At 47.4% G+C, this 18,559-nt stretch carries 17 protein-coding genes; 12 read left to right on the forward strand and 5 right to left on the reverse strand.

Annotation, left to right across the window (positions count from 1 at the left end; all coding sequences use genetic code 11):
• The first annotated feature begins 80 nt into the window (after positions 1-80).
• The 10 genes from E0E37_RS06380 to E0E37_RS06420 all read left to right on the forward strand — a co-directional run bounded on the left by E0E37_RS06380 (position 81) and on the right by E0E37_RS06420 (position 13,580).
• Positions 81-755, forward strand: a complete 675-nt coding sequence (locus tag E0E37_RS06380; RefSeq protein WP_130862148.1) for a response regulator transcription factor — start codon at positions 81-83, stop codon at positions 753-755.
• Positions 743-2,014 (forward strand): HAMP domain-containing sensor histidine kinase, encoded by a 1,272-nt coding sequence (locus E0E37_RS06385; RefSeq protein ID WP_130862149.1) that lies wholly within the window; start codon positions 743-745, stop codon positions 2,012-2,014. The genes E0E37_RS06380 and E0E37_RS06385 overlap by 13 nt, the downstream gene beginning before the upstream one ends.
• A gap of 129 nt (positions 2,015-2,143) precedes the next feature.
• A complete protein-coding gene (locus E0E37_RS06390) occupies positions 2,144-3,028 on the forward strand; it encodes an ABC transporter ATP-binding protein (protein ID WP_130862150.1) in 885 nt (294 codons plus the stop codon).
• Positions 3,028-4,404 (forward strand): hypothetical protein, encoded by a 1,377-nt coding sequence (locus tag E0E37_RS06395; protein WP_130862151.1) that lies wholly within the window; start codon positions 3,028-3,030, stop codon positions 4,402-4,404. Before E0E37_RS06390 ends, E0E37_RS06395 begins: the two co-directional genes overlap by 1 nt.
• Entirely contained in the window at positions 4,346-4,999 is a 654-nt protein-coding gene (locus E0E37_RS06400; protein ID WP_130862152.1) for a hypothetical protein, read from the forward strand. The genes E0E37_RS06395 and E0E37_RS06400 overlap by 59 nt, the downstream gene beginning before the upstream one ends.
• 164 nt (positions 5,000-5,163) lie before the next feature.
• Positions 5,164-5,757, forward strand: coding sequence for a type IV toxin-antitoxin system AbiEi family antitoxin domain-containing protein (locus tag E0E37_RS06405; protein ID WP_130862153.1), 594 nt, complete (start codon positions 5,164-5,166; stop codon positions 5,755-5,757).
• Positions 5,754-6,182, forward strand: coding sequence for a nucleotidyl transferase AbiEii/AbiGii toxin family protein (locus E0E37_RS19060; protein ID WP_330548547.1), 429 nt, complete (start codon positions 5,754-5,756; stop codon positions 6,180-6,182). Before E0E37_RS06405 ends, E0E37_RS19060 begins: the two co-directional genes overlap by 4 nt.
• A gap of 11 nt (positions 6,183-6,193) precedes the next feature.
• On the forward strand, positions 6,194-6,595 hold the full coding sequence (locus E0E37_RS19065) for a nucleotidyl transferase AbiEii/AbiGii toxin family protein (RefSeq protein WP_330548552.1): 402 nt from the start codon (positions 6,194-6,196) through the stop codon (positions 6,593-6,595).
• A 48-nt stretch (positions 6,596-6,643) separates the two neighbouring features.
• Complete coding sequence (locus tag E0E37_RS06415; RefSeq protein WP_130862154.1) at positions 6,644-12,523, forward strand: P-loop NTPase family protein; 5,880 nt, start codon at positions 6,644-6,646, stop codon at positions 12,521-12,523.
• A 244-nt stretch (positions 12,524-12,767) separates the two neighbouring features.
• On the forward strand, positions 12,768-13,580 hold the full coding sequence (locus tag E0E37_RS06420) for an alpha/beta fold hydrolase (protein ID WP_130862155.1): 813 nt from the start codon (positions 12,768-12,770) through the stop codon (positions 13,578-13,580).
• 61 nt (positions 13,581-13,641) lie between these two features.
• Here E0E37_RS06420 and E0E37_RS06425 read toward each other — a convergent pair whose 3' ends face one another.
• Positions 13,642-14,514, reverse strand: coding sequence for a LysR family transcriptional regulator (locus E0E37_RS06425; RefSeq protein ID WP_130862157.1), 873 nt, complete (start codon positions 14,512-14,514; stop codon positions 13,642-13,644).
• Positions 14,515-14,717: 203 nt separating this feature from the next.
• Between E0E37_RS06425 and E0E37_RS06430 the strand changes: the two genes are divergently transcribed.
• Together E0E37_RS06430 and E0E37_RS06435 are read left to right on the forward strand one after the other, a co-directional pair.
• A complete protein-coding gene (locus E0E37_RS06430; protein ID WP_330548548.1) occupies positions 14,718-15,620 on the forward strand; it encodes an AzlC family ABC transporter permease in 903 nt (300 codons plus the stop codon).
• Positions 15,610-15,927: an AzlD domain-containing protein gene (locus E0E37_RS06435; protein ID WP_130862159.1), complete on the forward strand. Its 318-nt coding sequence runs from the start codon at positions 15,610-15,612 to the stop codon at positions 15,925-15,927. The genes E0E37_RS06430 and E0E37_RS06435 overlap by 11 nt, the downstream gene beginning before the upstream one ends.
• A 134-nt stretch (positions 15,928-16,061) precedes the next feature.
• Here E0E37_RS06435 and E0E37_RS06440 read toward each other — a convergent pair whose 3' ends face one another.
• The 4 genes from E0E37_RS06440 to E0E37_RS06455 form a co-directional block, all read right to left on the reverse strand.
• Positions 16,062-16,364: a putative quinol monooxygenase gene (locus E0E37_RS06440; protein WP_130862161.1), complete on the reverse strand. Its 303-nt coding sequence runs from the start codon at positions 16,362-16,364 to the stop codon at positions 16,062-16,064.
• Between the two features lie 387 nt (positions 16,365-16,751).
• The gene (locus tag E0E37_RS06445; RefSeq protein WP_130862162.1) at positions 16,752-17,363 is read right to left on the reverse strand and encodes a DUF4878 domain-containing protein; all 612 of its coding nucleotides are present in this window, start codon (positions 17,361-17,363) and stop codon (positions 16,752-16,754) included.
• A 116-nt stretch (positions 17,364-17,479) separates the two neighbouring features.
• A complete protein-coding gene (locus E0E37_RS06450) occupies positions 17,480-18,073 on the reverse strand; it encodes a lysine exporter LysO family protein (protein ID WP_130862164.1) in 594 nt (197 codons plus the stop codon).
• Complete coding sequence (locus E0E37_RS06455; protein ID WP_165445241.1) at positions 18,066-18,440, reverse strand: LysO family transporter; 375 nt, start codon at positions 18,438-18,440, stop codon at positions 18,066-18,068. Before E0E37_RS06455 ends, E0E37_RS06450 begins: the two co-directional genes overlap by 8 nt.
• Between the last annotated feature and the right edge of the window lie 119 nt (positions 18,441-18,559).

Consider the following 18,559-nt stretch of genomic DNA (forward strand, 5'->3'; position numbering starts at 1 on the left):
GAGTGCGGCATGTTAATATCTGAAAGGTTTATAAAAAGTTGAACATTTCAGGTCAAACTGAGAACAGGGGGGTGGCTGGCATGGCGAAACGAATTCTTGTTGTGGACGATGAGCCTGATATCGTCAATCTTTTGAGGGACTATTTTGAGTTGAATCAGTATACGGTGATGACGGCGTCGAATGGAGCGGATGCGGTCGCGCAGTCGGAAAAGCAGCCGGATCTGATCCTGCTGGATATCAACATGCCGGGAATGGACGGGCTTGCCGTCTGCCGCCGCATTCGGGATTTCGTGTCCTGTCCGATCCTTTTTTTGACGGCAAAGGTGGAGGATTCGGACAAGATAAGCGGATTTCAGGCAGGGGGAGACGATTATATCGTAAAGCCCTTCAGTCTAAGCGAGCTGGGAGCCCGGGTGGAGGCGCATCTGAGGAGAGAAGAACGGCGGCGGGGATCGGGCAGAGTGCGTTTCGGCGGCGAGCTCTCTGTGGATTACGGAGAGCGGACGGTATATTTTAAAGGCGAACCTGTGGCTCTGGCGAAAAAAGAGTTTGATATTTTGGAACTGCTCACGATGAATCAGGGTCAGATCTTCGACAAGGAAAGGATCTATGAAAAAGTGTGGGGTTACGACAGCGAGGGCGACAGCTCCGTGGTGGCGGAGCACATACGCCGGCTGCGGGCGCGGCTGGCCGCCGCCGGCTGTGGGAACCGGATCGATACTGTTTGGGGAGTTGGTTATAAATGGGTCAAATAAAAGAGCGGGCGAGGTTTCGGGACATGGGCCTGCGCAGCGCCCTTGCTTTGAGCACGGCGGCCGCGGCGCTGGTGGGAGTGACGGCGGCTATGGCGGTGCAGGGCATAGCGGGAGAACTGCGAAATGCGCTGATGGCGCCATATCTGCAGGATTATGAGATCGCGCCGGGGGTCAACACATACATAGTAGTGGGGCAGCCTGATGGGGTGATCGGATTTATAGTGAATTACGGAGATCTGATCGTGCTGGCGCTGATGGGACTGATCATCGGCGGCGCCATCGCGGCGCAGGCGGTCCTGTTTTACAGGTGGAAGCTGAAAAGACCGCTGGCTGTTCTGAAGCAGGCGTCGGAAAAGATCGCGGAGAGCGATCTGGATTTTACGGTATCCGTAGACCAGCGCGATGAACTGGGGCAGCTGTGCGTCTCTTTTGAGACCATGCGCGGCGCTCTGGAGAAGAACTTCCGGGAGATGTGGCGGGCCGCAGAAGAGCGAAGGCGGATCAATGCGGCGTTTTCGCACGATCTGAGAACGCCGCTGGCGGTCCTGCGGGGCTATACGGATCTGCTGGCCGCCTGTATACCGCTGGGAAAGTACAGTCCGGAGAAGATGGCCGATACAGTAGGCGCGATGTCCGTGCAGGTGAACCGCCTGGTGCGCTACACAGAGTGCATGAGCGCCCTGCAGCGTCTCGAAGATATGCCCTGCAGCTGGAAAAGGATATCGTTCGGAGAACTGTCCATGAGACTGAGGGAGACAGCGGAGATCGTGTGCGGCGGAACCGGCCGCAGATTGGAGTTTCAGGCAGTCCGGGAGGGCCCGTGGCCAGCGGAGGGATCGGCTGCGCCGGCGGGATCTGAGAATGAGACCGTGTGGATCTGGGCGGACGCGGAGCTGACCGCACAGGTCTTTGAAAATCTCATCACCAACGCGGTGCGATTTGCAGAGACAAAGGTGACGGCGGAATGCCGGCTGGATCCGGAGGGGCAGGCATTCTGTCTCGTGGTGACCGACGATGGCCCGGGCTTTACGGAAGAAGGCCTGCGCAGGGCGGCGGACCCCTTTTACAGAGGAGGGGACAACACCGGCGGTCAGGCTGAAAACGACGGCGCCGGCGGGAGCGGATCAGGTCATTTCGGCCTTGGTCTGCATATTTCTTCGCTTCTGTGTGAAAAGCACGGCGGGGGGCTCTGCGTCGAAAACGGAGCGGGGGGCGGAGCGTGTCTGACCGCGAGATTTGCCTGCGTCAGGCCGGAATGACCGGGATGTCATTGAATTTTCACGATCTCTGAAATTTTTACCGTTCTTTTGATAGAAAGTTGAAAAACAGATCTTATACTCTCTTTGTGAAGGCGGCGGGAAGCCGCGTGAGGAAAGAGGGTATTTTTTATGGAAGATATGATCGTCGTACAGGGACTCAGCCAGTTTTACGGAAAAAAACAGGCGCTCAGAGACGTGACTCTGACTGTAGAGAAGGGAATGTTCGGATTGCTGGGAAGAAACGGAGCGGGCAAGACGACGCTTATGCGGACGCTGGCCGCGCTGCTGCCCGTGGCCCGGGGGAGCGTCGCCGTATGCGGCGTCTCCGCAGGTGAGACGGGGAAGATCCGGCGCATGATCGGTTATCTGCCCCAGGATTTTTCCATGTATCCGTCTATGACGGTGGAGGGGGCGCTGGACTATCTGGGTATTTTATCGGATGTGCCGAAGGAGACCCGGAGGAAACGGATCCCGGAACTTTTGGAGCGGGTAAATCTCACGGAACAGCGCGGGAAGAGAATAAAGGCGTTGTCGGGCGGTATGAAGAGACGTCTGGGCATAGCGCAGGCGCTGCTGCACGAGCCGCCGGTGCTGATCGTAGACGAGCCTACGGCTGGGCTGGACCCGGAAGAACGCGTCCGGTTCCGGAACCTCCTGTGCGAGACGGCGGAGGACCGCATCGTGATCCTCTCCACGCACATAGTGGGGGATGTGGAGGCGGCCTGTTCCAACGCGGCGATCCTGGATGAAGGCCGGCTGATCTGGAACGGCTCGGTAGAGTCGCTTCTCAAGGCTGCCGAAGGCAGGGTGTTCAGCTGTACTGTACCGCGAAAAGAGCTGCCGCTGCTGCAGGAACACTATATCGTGACTGAGATCAGCGCCAGGGGCAGTGAGAGCGATGTGCGGCTGCTTGCGCCGGAGGGCATGGCGGTCCCAGCCCAGGCCCGGGCCGCTGAGCCCAGCGCTGAGGACGCGTACCTGTACTGTCTTTGCAGGTGTGGGGGTGAGCGGTGATGGAACTGTTTCTGAAAGAATGCGGCCGGGTGGCGCGAAGCTTGTCGTATCTGATCCTGGCGGCGGCTATGGTCATCTTCGCGTGGAGCCAGCTGCCCCCTATCTTCAGCGAGACGATCTCAAAACCGCAACCGGGGAGCGGCAATTATGGGATCAGGCAAACGGACGATCCGGAGGTGATCATGCCTGCGGCGATCGGAGGGCTTTATCGGGAGTTTAAGGAAAATCATTACACTACATATCCCATTGGATTTATCCGCAATGTTCGTCTCAATGAGGCGGAGACGGCTGAGATGGCCGCCATCCTCTCTGAATTGAGCGGAGTTTCAGCGGAGAAGCTGCTGAGCCAGGCGGCGGAGGCGGCCGGTGGGCAAAAGGATCCCGCCGGAGAAGGGACTGTGACCCTTTCCATGGACGGGGGAACGATCAGAGAAACAGACGGCGGTGGATTTGAGATCGAAATGGATCCAGTGCAGGGGGGGCCGCCGGGGGAAGGGGCGCCGGGGACCGGCGGGATCAGAGAAGACACGCTTCTGCCCGCGGAGGGCCTCGGCTATGAGAGATTTATCGAACTCATGGATCGGGCCGACCACATTCTGGGCGGCGGATCGGATTATGGGGAAGATTCGGTGTCAGGTTTCGGGAGCGTTCCTGCACAGTATGAGGATGCGCTGGCCGAATACGCGGCCTTCGTGCGCACAGACCGGGTCTCGGGAGCCTACGCCCGGATCTTCTGCGACTACATGGGCATTGCGGCCGCGCTGCTGCCTGTGTTTCCCGCCGTGGCCCTGGGCCTGGCGGATCGCCGGGCGCGGATGCGGGAGCTGGTGGGTTCCAGAAGTATATCCTCCGCAAAGCTGACGGCGGTCCGGTACGCGTCGCTGGTGACGATGGCCATGCTGCCCATCCTTCTGTTGGCTGTGTTGGGAACGGCGTCCGTGTTTCAGCTCTACGCAGGGTCTGGATTGGAGATCTCACCGATTGCCTTTTTGTTCTATGTGCCGGGCTGGGTGCTTCCCACCGTTATGACCTCCACAGCTGTAGGGATGTTTATTACAGAGCTCACCGGGACGCCGGCGGCTATCTTTGTCATGCTGCTCTGGTGGCTTGCAGATCTGAACGCGGGGATCGCACAGATGCACGGTGTGTATGGAGGGATGCCGCTGATCCCCAGGCATAACACGCTGCGCGGGGCGCAGGAGTTTCTGGATCACTTTGGCGCTCTGGCCGCCAGCCGGGTGTTTTACACGGTACTGGCCCTTATACTGGTCTGCCTGACCGCGTTTGTATACGAGAAGAATAGGAGGGGAACCGGCAGTGGAATATTTGGATCTGCGGTGCTGCGCCGCGGGAACGGCCGTCTGGCTTCGCAGTAGCTTTTGGCCTCATCTGGCCGCCGCGGGAGCAGTCCTGCTTTTGACGCCCGTGCTGTTCAGCGTCAGATCGCTTTCCGCGCAGGAAGCCGCATTCCCGCTGGAGCTGGCCGCGGCTCTCTGCGGAGTGATCCTTGAGACCCCGATCTTCGCTGCGGAGCGGGAGGAGGGCGTTCGGGAAACTGTGCTGGCAAAATATGCGGACTATGGGGTGATGTGCGCGCTGCGGTGTCTCTGTGCCTTGGCGGCGACGCTGCTGTTGATCGCATTGTTCGTACTGTTTCTGCGCACGCAGGGAAGCGACGTGGGCATGAGAGAACTGACAGGCACCCTGGCATCGGCCGCCTTTCTGGGGGGATTGGGGCTGCTGACTGCCGCCGGACTGGAGAGCGAAGCGGCGGCCTACATGGTGCCGGTCCTGTATTACGCCTTCAATTATTCTGCGGGGCGTGAACGGCTGGGAGACTTTTATCTGTTTTCCATGATGAGCGGCGGAGGAGAGGGAAAGATCGTCCTGCTCTCTTCCGGCCTGCTGCTGGCGGCTGCGGGATTGACGGTCAACAGGATCAGGGTAAAAAAGGGAGCTGTGCGGCGTTGAAAGGCAGCGGGCCGTCACCTTTATCTAAACTATACTGGATTATACTGCGAATTGGGTAGACATCGTCTACCCAATTTGACTTAGAAGATGTATATTTATTGACTTTTGTGCTTTGCAATCGTATAATAACAAGCATTAAAGTCAATAGAAAGTAGAGGATTATTGTGAGAGCAACTGAAGAGATTATAAAGATGGCAAAAGGGAATAATGGGACAGTTACTACTGCAATGGTAGTTGCAGCAGGGTTTTCACGTGGGAATATTAAATACCTTGTTGATAAGGGAATGATAGAGAAATCCTCCCGAGGTATTTACATTTTGCCGGAAGTTTGGGATGATGAAATTTTCAATTTACAGAATCGATTTAAAAGAGGAGTTTATTCCCACGAAACAGCATTGTTTCTATGGGATTTAACAGATCGAACACCGAACAAATATCATATGACTTTTCCGATGAATTACAATTTGACAAACCCAAAGAAAGAGAATATTAGGTGTGTGCAGTGTAAGAAAGAGATATATGATTTGGGAATAGAAGAAGTGACTACACCGGGTGGAAATGTTGTAAGAGCGTATAGTGTAGAACGAACGCTCTGTGATATTTTAAAGCCTCATAGCCGTGTGGACATTCAGGTGGTAACAGAAGCTTTTAAACGTTATGCAGCTAATTCTGATAAAAATATTCCTGTTTTATCTGAATTAGCAAAACTTTTAAAGGTTGAAATAAAACTCAGATCATATCTGGAGGTACTGTTGTGAAAAATGCAATGCAGCTAAAGGCACTTATTAAAAATCTTGCAAAAGATAAACATATATCTGCACAGCTCGTAATGCAAAATTTTATGTTAGAGAGGTTATTGGAACGAATATCTGTTTCAAAATATCAGCAAAATTTTATCTTGAAGGGCGGATTTTTGATTGCAGCGATGGTTGGCCTTGACACTAGAGCAACCATGGATATGGACGCAACAATAAAAGGATTGCCTGTAAATGAACAGACTATTCGGGAAATGTTTGGAGAAATATGTGAAATAGAATTGGACGATGATGTGTTGTTTAGTTTTCGTAGTATTGGAGAAATTCGAGAGGGTGATGAATATACAGGGTATCGTGTGTCGCTGTCTGCAAATTATCCGCCCATGGCAGTTCCCTTGAAGTTGGCATTACCACAGGTGATCGGATAACTCCAAAAGAAATAGAATATCGGTTCAAACTTCTTTTAGAAGACAGAAGTATTTCGGTGCTTGCATATAACTTAGAAACAATAATGGCAGAGAAATTGGAAACTGTGATATCCAGAGGCGATCAGAACACAAGGCCAAGGGATTATTATGATATATACATATTGGCTAAGTTGCAGTATTCCAATATAAACCTCGATCGATTAAAAGAGGCATTAAGTGCAACAACGGAGAAACGCGGTTCATCAATAGTGGTTAAAGATTATCGTAGAATTATAAATGCAGTTAAAAATAGCGAAGTTATGCAGAGACAATGGAATAACTATCAAAAGAATTTTGACTATGCAATAGATATATTATTTGAGGATGTGTGTGATGTGGTTGTGAAATTGATGGGTGATTTGACAGAGATTTAATTGTTTTATTATTTAAAAGGATTCTTTTTTGTAAAGGGAAATTAAGAAATGAATTATTCTGAGAAAACAAAGCCTGGAATGGGAGATCCATATTGGTATGAATGGTCTGTAGGACAGCAGTATATCATAGATATGCTTAATCCGGATAACAACATAAAATGCGTAGAGTTACAAGCTGACATAGGTCTAGGCTTGGATGATGTGGTGGTAACATATGAGGATGGAGAAAAGTTGTTTATTCAGGTAAAGCATACAAGGGCTGATGATACATTGACATTTGGAGATCTTGTTATGATTGATGATTCAAAAAAAGATGAGAAAAACAAGTATTCACTTCTGGGAGAACTTGCGAAATCTTGGATTGATGAAAAAGATAAGTATCAAAAAACAAGAGTATGTTTATTTACAAACAGGAAAGTAGGAAATAGAGTATCTTCTGCTGGGCAGGACAGGAGTGTTAAGCGTCCAGCGTTAAAGACATTTTGGAAGGAACTAAAAGAGCAAATTATAGGTGGAAAAGCATTTGATGAAATAGTATTTTCAGAACACGAATCAGCATGGAATGAATGGAAATCACAACTGAAGTATATTGAAAAGGATGAGGATAAACTATCATTTTTGCGTTGCCTTGAAATAGAAACAAATCAAGTGGGGCTGATTGAAATAGAAGAAGATTTGTTGAAAAAACTGCAGATGGCATTTAATGTGAAGCTAGATGTGGCGAAAGTCTTATTGATGAAACTTGATCACGCATTAAGAAATTGGACAACCTCTATAAGAATAGCTTCATGCATTACGGCAGAAGATGTTTATGCAGCTCTTGCTGTAGACGAAGATACAGTTTCTTACAATCATGATTTGATTCCGTCAGAACCATTTTTTCAAAGTCGAAATGATTTGGTAAATCGACTGGAAACAGAACTGTTAGATGGGGATAGTAGAGTTGTGTTCTTATCAGGAATTCCGGGTACTGGGAAGACAAATATTGTAAGTAAAATCAGTGGAAAAAGAAATAGTATAGTTGATATCAGATATTATGCATATGAGCCTATAGATCCATCAAAGGAATATCTTCCTATGGATGTTTCAAAACGTGTTGACAAGACAAATTTCTGGAATGAACTTTTTAATCAGCTTAGAAAACTTTTAAAAGGCAAATTACAAAAGTATAATGTTCCTGTTGTTAATGGATTAATGACACTGGAAGAAATGAAAGAGCAATTTTTTAAAATAGCATCCAGGTATGCGGAAGATAATGAAAGAACATTTATTATTGCAATAGATGGAATAGATCATGCAGCAAGAGCTGGTTTCATGGAAGAAACTTTTTTAGCTACGCTCCCAGATCCAGAATATATTCCGTCAAATGTAAAGATTCTTCTGGCAGGCCAGCCGAAGGAAGACTATAAGAATTATCCGCTGTGGCTATTTGAAGAGGCAAAAAATGTAAAAGAGATAGTCGTACCATCATTACAGGTATCAGATATTTTTACTCTTGTAGAAGATAAAATGCCAGAGAAAAATACAGTTTATAAACAACAGATATCAAATCTTATAGGTAAATATGCACAAGGGATTACACTTGCAGCAATTTTTGCCGTACATGAAGCTATGCAGCAGTCTGATCCGGTGAAACTTGAGGAACAATTGCAAAATAGAAAGTTAAGTGGAAATATTCAAGAATATTATAAATCTATATGGGACGCGGCAAAGAAAAATATGCAAATTCCGTTTGTGGATTATAAAATGGCGGGAGTATTTGCTTTTTTTAATGAACCTATTAATGCGGTAAAAATGAAAGGATTTTTTCCGGAAGAAAACATTTCAGTATCTGGATGGAAAAATGTGTTGAAAGCTTTAAGCCCATTGCTGATTGCAAATGATGAAAATTATACATTATTGCATAATGATATCAGAGTATATTTGTCAGGAATTATAGGACAGGATATAGAACTTGTTAAAGAGGTATATGCTGGGCTTTCGGATTATTATTTGAACCTGAAAGAGAAGACTTTGGCTTATTATAGGGATATTTTGCGTTTTCTAAAGCTGGCGGGGCGAGAAAAAGAATTTACAAAGATTTATTCTGCAGATTACATTATTTCAGCATACGTTCACGGTGTTGAAATAAATGAACTTAGAGAAATTTCCAAAGATATTTTAAAAGGTATCATTGCTAATAATCCGATTGATTGGGCGAATATGAGATGTTTGGCTTTGGGATATATGACTATTGATCAAATTGAAAAAAGTAGTTATGAAATTGAAGAATCGAACTTTAGAAAAAGTTTGACTTCAATAAATATTCATCCATATGAATGTTATGTACAACCGGAATCTGCATGGAATTTTGATATACTGAATACAGTTATAAGCTTAGTAAAGCGTTTGTATGATGGAGGAGAATTAAATCGAGCCAAGAGTCTATTTAAAAACTGGTTTTTTGAAATAGATATTGCAAAAATATATACCCGTATGGTATCTGAGGATGATGATAAGGAATTCCTTTCTTCAGGATTCCAGAATGTTGCAGATAATTTGGCTGAATGTGTGTGTCGTTCAGGAGAATTTTCAATTTTGTATGGGCTGAGAGAGTTAGTGGTAATTAATAATCGATTTGCATATCGTTTAACAGAATCCGTTTTAAAGAATATTTTCATATTATTATCAGGCGAAGAACTTTCGAGTGCATTAGATACATTAGAATTGGTATACATAGATCCACTTGTTGAAGGTGTAAAGAAGTTGATCGAGCAAAATCGATATGAAGATATCAAACATGTAGATAATGTTTTACGTGATAGGTTGTCTCGAAATAGTATGGGGAAATTAGTATCTACATTTATGCAAATTATAGCGAATCCTCAACAGTGGTCTAATGATTGTAAAGAAGAATTATGGAATCAGATCGAAAATGTTGATTTACCAGATGACAATATTGAAAATTTGATGACATATTATAGCATTTATGCGATTGTAGCAGCATATTTGCGGCCAAAAACAAGAAGTGAATTGACGTCATCCATAACAGATACTTTCATGAAAAAGCATAGTCATTATAATCGTTCTTATCTTGGGATGTATTTTAATAATATTTGCTTTATAGGGAAATGGTTATCCGCAAAACATGCAGGAAAGAAGTTTTTAGAAAATGTGGTGGAAATGAAGCAGCTCATGACTGCATTATTAATAAAACACTGGAATCCAAATGACAGAGATTTAGAAACTATTCATTTAAGACCATTTATACTTAAAGCGTATATTGCGTTGTCAAGAAATGAAGTTGAAGAGTTTAAAGATACCGTGGATGATATATGTGAGACTATATTTTCTAAAAATCCGGTTAATCAATTATTGGATGCTGGTATGTTTTATTATCGAAAAAATAAAAATCGGATACATGACTGGTTTAATGAATGGATGGCAGAAAATGGAAAAGTTTGGAATGAAAGCATAGGGGACCGCAATCGAATTATTCAAGATTTTTGTACAGTTAAAGAGAGGTATGATATTAATACAATTGATATGAATAATGTGTTGGAAAAAGCTCGGTGGTCAGTTGTCGGATATGTATCTCATAAAGAGTACGCCGCAGATTATTTGCTAAGCTGGTATAGTGCACTTGTTGAATATGATGAAAAGTTCATATATGAATATGCAGAAACAGTAAAAGAAATTTCGGATAAAATGGAATTAGTAGGTGATAATCGTCTTGAATATACGCTAAATAGCAAAATATTTGCAGACATATTCAGTGGCGGATATCCGAAAATAAAGGAGATTTTGCAAAACAACCATTATCTTGCGCAGGGATTTAAGATACCTTCTTATTTGGTGGATGGTCTGATTGGATATTTGAAAAATGTGAGATTGAAAGAATCAGAGTTGCTTTCTATATGGGCAATAGGTATGGGACTCCTTGACTGGCGAGATGAAGACAATCATGCGACTATTCATTCGCTTCAGCGAGCAATTGAATTGTGCGCGGAAAAAAGTGACATTAATTCTATATATTATAAACTTAAAGAATATGGATCTGCATACATTAATTTATGTTCAGATCCTGTTAAATATATAATTCCAAACAGGTGGTGTGATGTCGTAAATACAGTTTTCATTAGTGAGATATCAATTGAAACTATTAAGAAATACCTTTTAGGTGATGAAAGCACTGTAAAAAAAGCCGAATTAAAAGAAGTGATTCATGAGTTGATAGACAGACATGAAATGCCAGAAGAAATTTTCAAAGAATTGTTAAGATATGAATTTGGAAAAGATTCTTATAGTATCAGGCATAATAGCATTTTAGAGTATTTAGTTGAGCAGTCCACACCAGATCTTTCTGATCAGGCAATTTGCGATTATCTGAATGATGTAGTACAACGGGAAAGTAATAATTTGGAATTAGATTTACCAGAATTAGTTCGATGGAAAATGCATCAACAGGGGGAACAATATTGCAAAGAAGGAATGGATGAAATTATAAAAATGCAGAGGAGCTGGATGACAGCAGCTGGGCATTTTCAAGAACCGGAGATAGAGGAGGACTATGAATATTATAATCTGATTAACTGGGACTATGCAGATAAAATAGAGACGTTGTTTTATCAGATAATGAAGCTGCTGATTTTGTCAGAGGATGCAGATGCCGCTCGGACAGCATTGGCAGGGGTGTTTGCAATGTTAAGATGCGATAATAGGTATTTGAAAAATATCGAGGTGGACTGGAATAGTTACCATTATCGGGCTAAAGAGTGGTTGATGATGATATATGAGCTGTTGTGGTGTTTCGATGAAAAAAGTAGATCTGTGCTCTATGAGATTGTTCATAAACACTGTAACGATGATGATTTCAATGTTGCACTATATTCAAATATTATGCTGGAAACATTGTGGCCAAAGCAGTTTCAAAAATATTTGAGGGAAGATAAGGAATTCTTTATGGAAATTCCAGAACGTGGAATAAAAAAACTGATAAAAACGACAAGAGATACCCCATGGATTAATGGATATGATTGTGTCATAGAAATGAAGGAGAGAATTGAAAAAAGCCTGGAAATAAATTTGGATGATGTTGAAAAAAGAACAGCTGATTATGCAGAACAAATGACTGAAATTTCAGAACTTATAAAATTAAATCGTTCCTCATCAAATTGCAAAGTTGTTTGTGATAAAGTAAATATTGCATTCTTCCGAGTACTGTATAAAGATTGGGTATCTGGTAGATGGGATGGAGTAGAGAATGAACTGTCACGCATTATTTTGTCAGCATCAGAGCCATATACATTATTAGTTACGCCATTATATTGGTGTGAGAATAAAGGAATACTAATCAGTAATATTGATAAATTTTCAGAATTCAGCAGAGAAAAACAGTTGTTACGAATTAGGGAAATATTAGAAATGAATGTGCCAGATGAGAACGTAGTACTTGCGGGAACTATTGTTGATTACACTTATAAACAAGAAATATTTGGATTTATGCTGACTTATTTAAATATCCCGGGTATGAAACCTGAATATGCAGCTTGTGCGTATGAGAGAAATTCAAAATTGTTATTGCAGAGAAGAGATGATTTCTATGAAAAGCCACATTACAATATTACTATGCATCATAATGGCATAGAGAGTTTTAAACAAAGTAATATTATGTGTGGTTTTAGCAAACAAGCATTGTTGGCTTTTGGATGGCATATATCAATTGATGCTAGTGGTGTTAAATTATTTGATGAATGCGGTGAACAAATTGGCCAACTTGAATGCTATTATGGAAATAGAACCAGCCTTGGAAACCGGTATCATAGTAATCAACCATACATGCAAAGGTGGATTGTAGATAGAACTGAGTTGGAAAAGAAATTACTTCAAGCGGAAATTCCATATGTATTAAAAGATGTAGTGGATGCAGTGATTCGAGAATATGAGTAAGAAGTTATATTTTGTGTATCAGTTACTGTTTTACTGATCCGTTTACTACGCCATTTGCTCGGTAATTTACGCAGATTTATGTAGTTATGCGTAGAGAAAGGCAAAACCAAAAAATAAGAAAACGCCAGAAAGCCAATAATTACGGGTATTTGAAGGTTTATGAAGGGATATAAAATTATGATTAAGACACTATTTATTTGCCATGGGCATATACTGAGACAGAAGGACATGGGAGGATTGAGATATGATTTATGTCAAAGCTACGGACGGGACCAAAATTGCAGTGTACGATTATAATCCGCAGGGGAGAGAGACTGTTTTTCTCGTGCACGGCTGGCCGTTGTCCCACAAGATCTACGAGTACCAGATCCAGCGGCTGCTGGATAAGGACTACAGAGTGACCGCTGTGGATCTCAGGGGGTTTGGATGTTCGGATACGCCGGCGGGCGGCTATACATATGATCAGATGGCGCAGGATATCTACAGCGTGGTCTGCGCGCTGAAACTGCGGAATTTCACTATGGTGGGCTTCTCCATGGGCGGGGCTGTGGCGCTGCGCTACATGAATCGGTGCAGAGGCTGCGGCGTGAAGAGATTGATCCTGCTGTCGGCGGCCGCACCCTGTTGGACGCAGAGGAGTGATTATCCCTATGGGCTGCCCCGGGAATACGTAAACCAGCTGATCTATCTGGCATCTACGGACCGGCCTCAGCTCTGCCGGAATTTTGCCTGGGATCAGCTGTTCGCCAGCCCCCAGACACCGGCGGCAAAGGAGTGGTTTGAGGGCATCGCGCTCTCCGCTTCCGGCGTGGGCACTGTGGAAGCGGCGATCTCCCTGCGGGATGAAGATGGAAGGGAGGACCTGAAAACAGTCTGCGTTCCCACCGTCATCATCCATGGGGCAAAGGATACGGTAGTGTCCGACGATCTGGCCCGTCTCCAGCACGAGGGGATCAGAGGATCGAAGCTCTGCACTCTGGAAAACAGCGGGCACGGGATCATGTACGACGAACTGGAACGTTTCAACGAAATTTTCATGCAGGCATTGAGCGACTGACCGCGCTGTATGAGAAGTACAGGCGTACGGGAACGCTGCGCTGCGGGGATGTCTTTTTCGATCATCCCTGCAGTTTTTTTTGGTGCTCTATGAGGAAATCGATGAAATATCTGGCTGCCATAGGCAGAGCCTCTTTATTTTGAAAGGCGATGCCGATGGTGCGGGTGATCGGGGGATCCACGGGCCGGGTGACGATGCGGTGATCGGTGCGGCCCAGGACCATTTCAGAGAGGATGCTGACTCCCAGTCCCTGTTCCACCATGGAGAGGATGGTGTAATCGTCGTGAATGCGGAACCGTACGTTGGGAGTGAGTCTCTGAGCGGCAAAGGCGTCCAGAGGTTCGCTGAGCGTTCCCTCCTCTACCAGAAGAAACGGCTCGTTGGAAAGGGCCGTCAGAGGAACGGCGGAGAGAGAAGCCAGAGGGTGATCCTCCGGCAGAACCGCAAGAAGAGGGTCTCCCGCCAGGTCTACGGTCTTCAGATCCGACACGGCCAGAGGGTTGACGAAACCGAAATCCACTGTGCCCATGCGTATCCATTGGGGAATGGAGGTGTAATCTCCCTGATGCAGGGTGAAACGGATGTTGGGATAACGCCTGCCGAATTCCTTGAGCAGCCAGGGAAGCCAGCGTGAGGACACGCTGGAAAACGTCCCGATCCTGACCACGCCTGATTCCAGACCGGAGAGCTCCTTTGCCTTCTCGTGCAGCTCGCGTCCGTCGTTTACCAGTTTCTGCAGAAAGGGCAGCAAAACCCTGCCCTCAGGCGTGAGGGTGATCCCGGTGCGGGAGCGAAGCAGGAGCGTAAGGGACAACTCGTTTTCCAGAGAACGGACCATCTGGCTGATACCTGACTGAGTGTAGCCTAAAGCTTCCGCAGCCTTGGTAAAGCTGCCGGTCTCGACGATCTTCATGACAGCGATATAGCGGTTCATCTGTGTTTCCTCTCTTTCTGCGGATCCATGAAGCGATCTGCGCCAGGGCCGTGCTTTCCGTCTGTTCAGAGACCGTCTGCGCAGCCTGGGATCTCAATAACAGACAAGAAGATAAATAAGAAAAACTGATCTGTTGATTAGAATCAGTCGTTTTACTAATGGATGACTTTAGTATATACTTACATTCGGAAAATGACAAGAGTGTGGCTTGGCATATTGGAGATGCGGCGCAGAAGCGCTGCGGGGGAGTGGATCCGCAGTATGTCGAAACTGCCGGCCAGCGAAAAACGAGGTTCCTGCTCGTGATGCTGCAGGCAGACAGGAAGGTGGGGAATGAAAAAATGGAAATGAGTGTGGATGACGAGGAGTGGAGACGGGGCATGAAAGACGGGATACCCATCTGTCTGGGATATTTCGCCGTGGCCTTTGCTTTCGGAATTCAGGCGGAGGCCGTGGGACTGACGGCTTTCCAGGCCAGTCTGATGTCGGTGACCAATCTGACCTCCGCCGGACAGTTTGCGGCGCTGGGCATGATCTCCGCAGGCGGGTCTTATGCAGAGATGGCGCTGGCGCAGCTGGTGGTGAACCTGCGGTACTGTCTCATGTCCTGCGCGCTGTCGCAGAAGATCAAAGAGGACGGAGCGGCGGCCCATCGATTCGGGGTGGCCTACGGGGTCACGGACGAGATCTTCGGGATCAGCGTATGCCGCCCGGGGGAGCTGAACCCCTTCTATTCTTACGGTCTTATGACCGTGGCCATCCCTGGCTGGACCTTGGGAACCACAGCCGGAGTAGTATCCGGAAACCTGCTGCCTCAGAGCGTGATCAGCGCGCTGGGGATCGCGATCTACGGAATGTTTCTGGCGGTGATCATCCCGGCGGCGAAAGGGGAGAGATCTGTGCTGGGAGTTGTGGTCTGCGCTATGCTGGTCAGCGTGATGTTTCGGGTGATCCCGGCGCTGGGCGCCATATCTTCGGGTTTTCAGGTGATACTGATCACGGTCATCGTCTCCGCGGCCGCAGCTGTGCTGATGCCGGTGGGGGAAGAGGGCGGAGAACCGGGGGAGACCGCAGCGGAAAAGGAGGCGGGAAACCTTGCGGAATAATATCTACATTTATATATTTGTGATGGCGGCGGTCACTTATCTGATCAGAGCGCTTCCTCTGACTCTGATCCGGCGGCAGATCACAAATCCCTTTGTCAAGTCGTTCCTCTATTATGTACCGTATGCCACGCTGGCAGCCATGACCTTTCCGGCGATCCTGTTTTCCACATCGGGTATACTGTCCGCTGCGGCGGGATTTGGAACGGCGCTGGTGCTGGCCTACAGGGAAAAAAGTCTGCTGACTGTGGCCTGCTGCGCGTGTGTGGTGGTGTTTGCAGTGGAACTGGCGGAAAAAATGATCGCTTAGGGGACGCCCCGCCCTGAAGAAACGAAACAGAAAAAAGGCTGAAGCCGGTCATGTTGCCGGTTTCAGCCTTTTTAAGTATCATTTATTCGGTGACGTTTCTGGTCCGCTGACTGGACGTTCGGACCGCCCTTTGATTAGGGCCAGTTCTTTTCCACACCGTCCACTCTCTTGATGGAGGTCTCCAGAACGTATTTCTTCTTGATATCCTGCAGGGCGATGTTGTGGGGCGTAGTCTGGTGCGCGAGAAGGGATGCTTCGTCTTCCCACATTTCATATAAGATGACTTCGTCATCCCGGAATGCGGAATAATAGTTGTCATAGACGATGTTGCCCGGATCCTTTCTCCCGCATTGATCGATCTTCGCGTCCTGAACTTCTTTGATATACTGTTCCTTCGTTCCCGGCTTCATCTTGTAAGTTACGTGTACGACAATCATTTTTCATTCTCCTTTTCTCTGTGCAGGCTTGAGGCCTGCTGCGCCTCCGCGGCGGACACGGCTGAACGCGCGCGTTTCCGCGGGAAGTGCCATACTGGATAGGTTTGCAGAATCAAATAATAGCTGCTATGGGGTTATTGTGCCATGTTTGGCCGGAGACCAACATGGCATAATCCGCGCATGGCGTCCGCCGCGCACAGAATCCATATAATGTTCGCTATGCGGACATTATACCATATCCTCCCGTATATTCGCAATATTTCGAGATCAAGAATTTGAAATAATGAAATGCATAACGACAATTAATTCCAGTATGCGGAATGAACAGGGCGCGAAAAAGAGACGCCCGGCGATCTGCCGTAAGGACCTTCTGCAGACACTGTGTTTTTAGTCGCTCAGGCTGCCGCCCAGGCCCTGCAGATAATCGGCCAAACCTCCGGAAACAGCGTTCAGGAAATCGGAATCGTCGCCGAATTTGTCGATCTTCCAGCCCTCGTCTGTCTTGGTGAGGTCAATGGCCGCATCGCTTTCATAATCCAGAGAAGCGGCTTCCAGTTTTTCAGTAAATATCTTTTCCATCAAAGCATCCATCTCTTCCTCCGAGGCGTCGGAGAACAACAGCGCGATGGCCTGGGACATGTATTCCTCTATGGCGGCGGAGAAAACTTCGCCGAAATTGTATGTTTTCAGAGTTACATTGACAGTGGCCTTGTCGCCGTCCACTTTTTCGTCCTTCACAGTATACTCAAAGGCCGCAAATTTGTCGCCCATGGACTTGTCGAAGGCTTCGCTCATTTCGTCTTCTTCGCCCAAATCGCCGGCGTCGAATAAAGCGTCCTTCGCTTCTCCGGCATATACTTTGGCGATGGCCTCCTGGTCCTGAGCTTTTACCGCGTCGAGATAGCTTTTGACCACATCCGAAGGAGTCGGATCGCTCCCGCAGGCAAACAGCGCAAAGCACATGGCCGCGGCCAGCAGTACTGCAAACAGCTTTTTCATTTTTTTCCTCCTTGTGTTACACACAGCTTAAAATAAAAATAGTTTTTCGGGCCGCGCCCGCAGGATATAAAATCAGATCGATCACACGGCATGCTTTATTCATACGCCGGTCCGGCCTAGATCGCAAGAAACAGGGGAATCAGCAGCGGAACGGACACGGACATCATGGTTCCGCCCACAAACGCGTAAAGCAACACGTTCTCATTGGCAGAGCGCTCTATGATCGGAAGGCACATGTCCATCGCAGCGATACCCGGCGCGGCGACGCATTCGATATAGCCGATCTTCTGCGCGACTATCGGGATGAGGACGATGCCCAGCGTCTCGCGGATCACATTGCACAGAAACGCCACGGCGGACAGAGACGGTGAATAATCTGCGATCAGCACCGGCCCCAGCGAGTACCACCCGAAGCCGGCGCTCACCGCCATCGCTTCGTGAATGGGGATACCGCAGATCAGGCCGCTCAGTCCTCCGAATATCAGCGTTCCGGCGACCATCATGAGCGGAATGATCAGAATGCGGAGGCCTGCCTTCCCAGCGCCTTTAAAGGCGTTGTCCTTTCTTCCCAGCTCGATGCCGATGGTAAACAGCACCGTACAGAGAAGTACATTGACCAGAAGCCCCTGATGGGACAGCAGCGCGTCCGGCGCAAAGAAGAACCCCGTCAGCCCGCCGGCAAGCATCATTCCTACGACCAGTTTAATCATCGCCGTCCACCGCCTTCGGATCCGCTGAAGCCGCTGCCGCCGCAGGATCCATTCCTGGCAGGCGGCCCTCCCGGTCAAGCCCTGTGAGCTTTCTTCCCACCCAGGTGAGAAAAATACTGCCAGCCAGACAGGACAGGGCGATGACCACGGCAGAAAAACCGATCTCCGACAGTGACGACACCACCTGTTCGTCAGCTCCGATCCCCATGCCCAGCACAAAGATCAGGGCGCCCAGCGCCGCCGTCTGCAGCGGCCCAAGCACGCGAAACCATTTGGGCGCCCGGCCTGCCCGCTTCTTTTTTATATAAGTTCCCACTAAAATACCGGCCAGCAAAACCGACCAGTAGAGAAACACATTGCTGATCAAACAGATCCCCCCTCGTTTGCTTCCTGAAAAAAACCGGACCGCGTCGGCCTGATCGCCCGGTTCTGCGATACATTATCTCTTACCATATCACAGTTAAAAGAGCTTTGACCAGTCCTGAT

Origin of the sequence: Bacilliculturomica massiliensis (assembly GCF_900605495.1) — a bacterium.
GTDB lineage: Bacteria > Bacillota > Clostridia > Peptostreptococcales > Anaerovoracaceae > Bacilliculturomica > Bacilliculturomica massiliensis.

Coding starts and splice junctions, on each gene's coding strand:
- E0E37_RS06390 (WP_130862150.1), top strand. CDS start 2,144: ATGGAAGATATGATCGTCGTACAGGGACTCAGCCAGTTTTACGGAAAA.
- E0E37_RS06425 (WP_130862157.1), bottom strand. CDS start 14,514: ATGAACCGCTATATCGCTGTCATGAAGATCGTCGAGACCGGCAGCTTT.
- E0E37_RS06420 (WP_130862155.1), top strand. CDS start 12,768: ATGATTTATGTCAAAGCTACGGACGGGACCAAAATTGCAGTGTACGAT.
- E0E37_RS06415 (WP_130862154.1), top strand. CDS start 6,644: ATGAATTATTCTGAGAAAACAAAGCCTGGAATGGGAGATCCATATTGG.
- E0E37_RS06450 (WP_130862164.1), bottom strand. CDS start 18,073: ATGATTAAACTGGTCGTAGGAATGATGCTTGCCGGCGGGCTGACGGGG.
- E0E37_RS06380 (WP_130862148.1), top strand. CDS start 81: ATGGCGAAACGAATTCTTGTTGTGGACGATGAGCCTGATATCGTCAAT.
- E0E37_RS06440 (WP_130862161.1), bottom strand. CDS start 16,364: ATGATTGTCGTACACGTAACTTACAAGATGAAGCCGGGAACGAAGGAA.
- E0E37_RS06395 (WP_130862151.1), top strand. CDS start 3,028: ATGGAACTGTTTCTGAAAGAATGCGGCCGGGTGGCGCGAAGCTTGTCG.
- E0E37_RS06385 (WP_130862149.1), top strand. CDS start 743: ATGGGTCAAATAAAAGAGCGGGCGAGGTTTCGGGACATGGGCCTGCGC.
- E0E37_RS06445 (WP_130862162.1), bottom strand. CDS start 17,363: ATGAAAAAGCTGTTTGCAGTACTGCTGGCCGCGGCCATGTGCTTTGCG.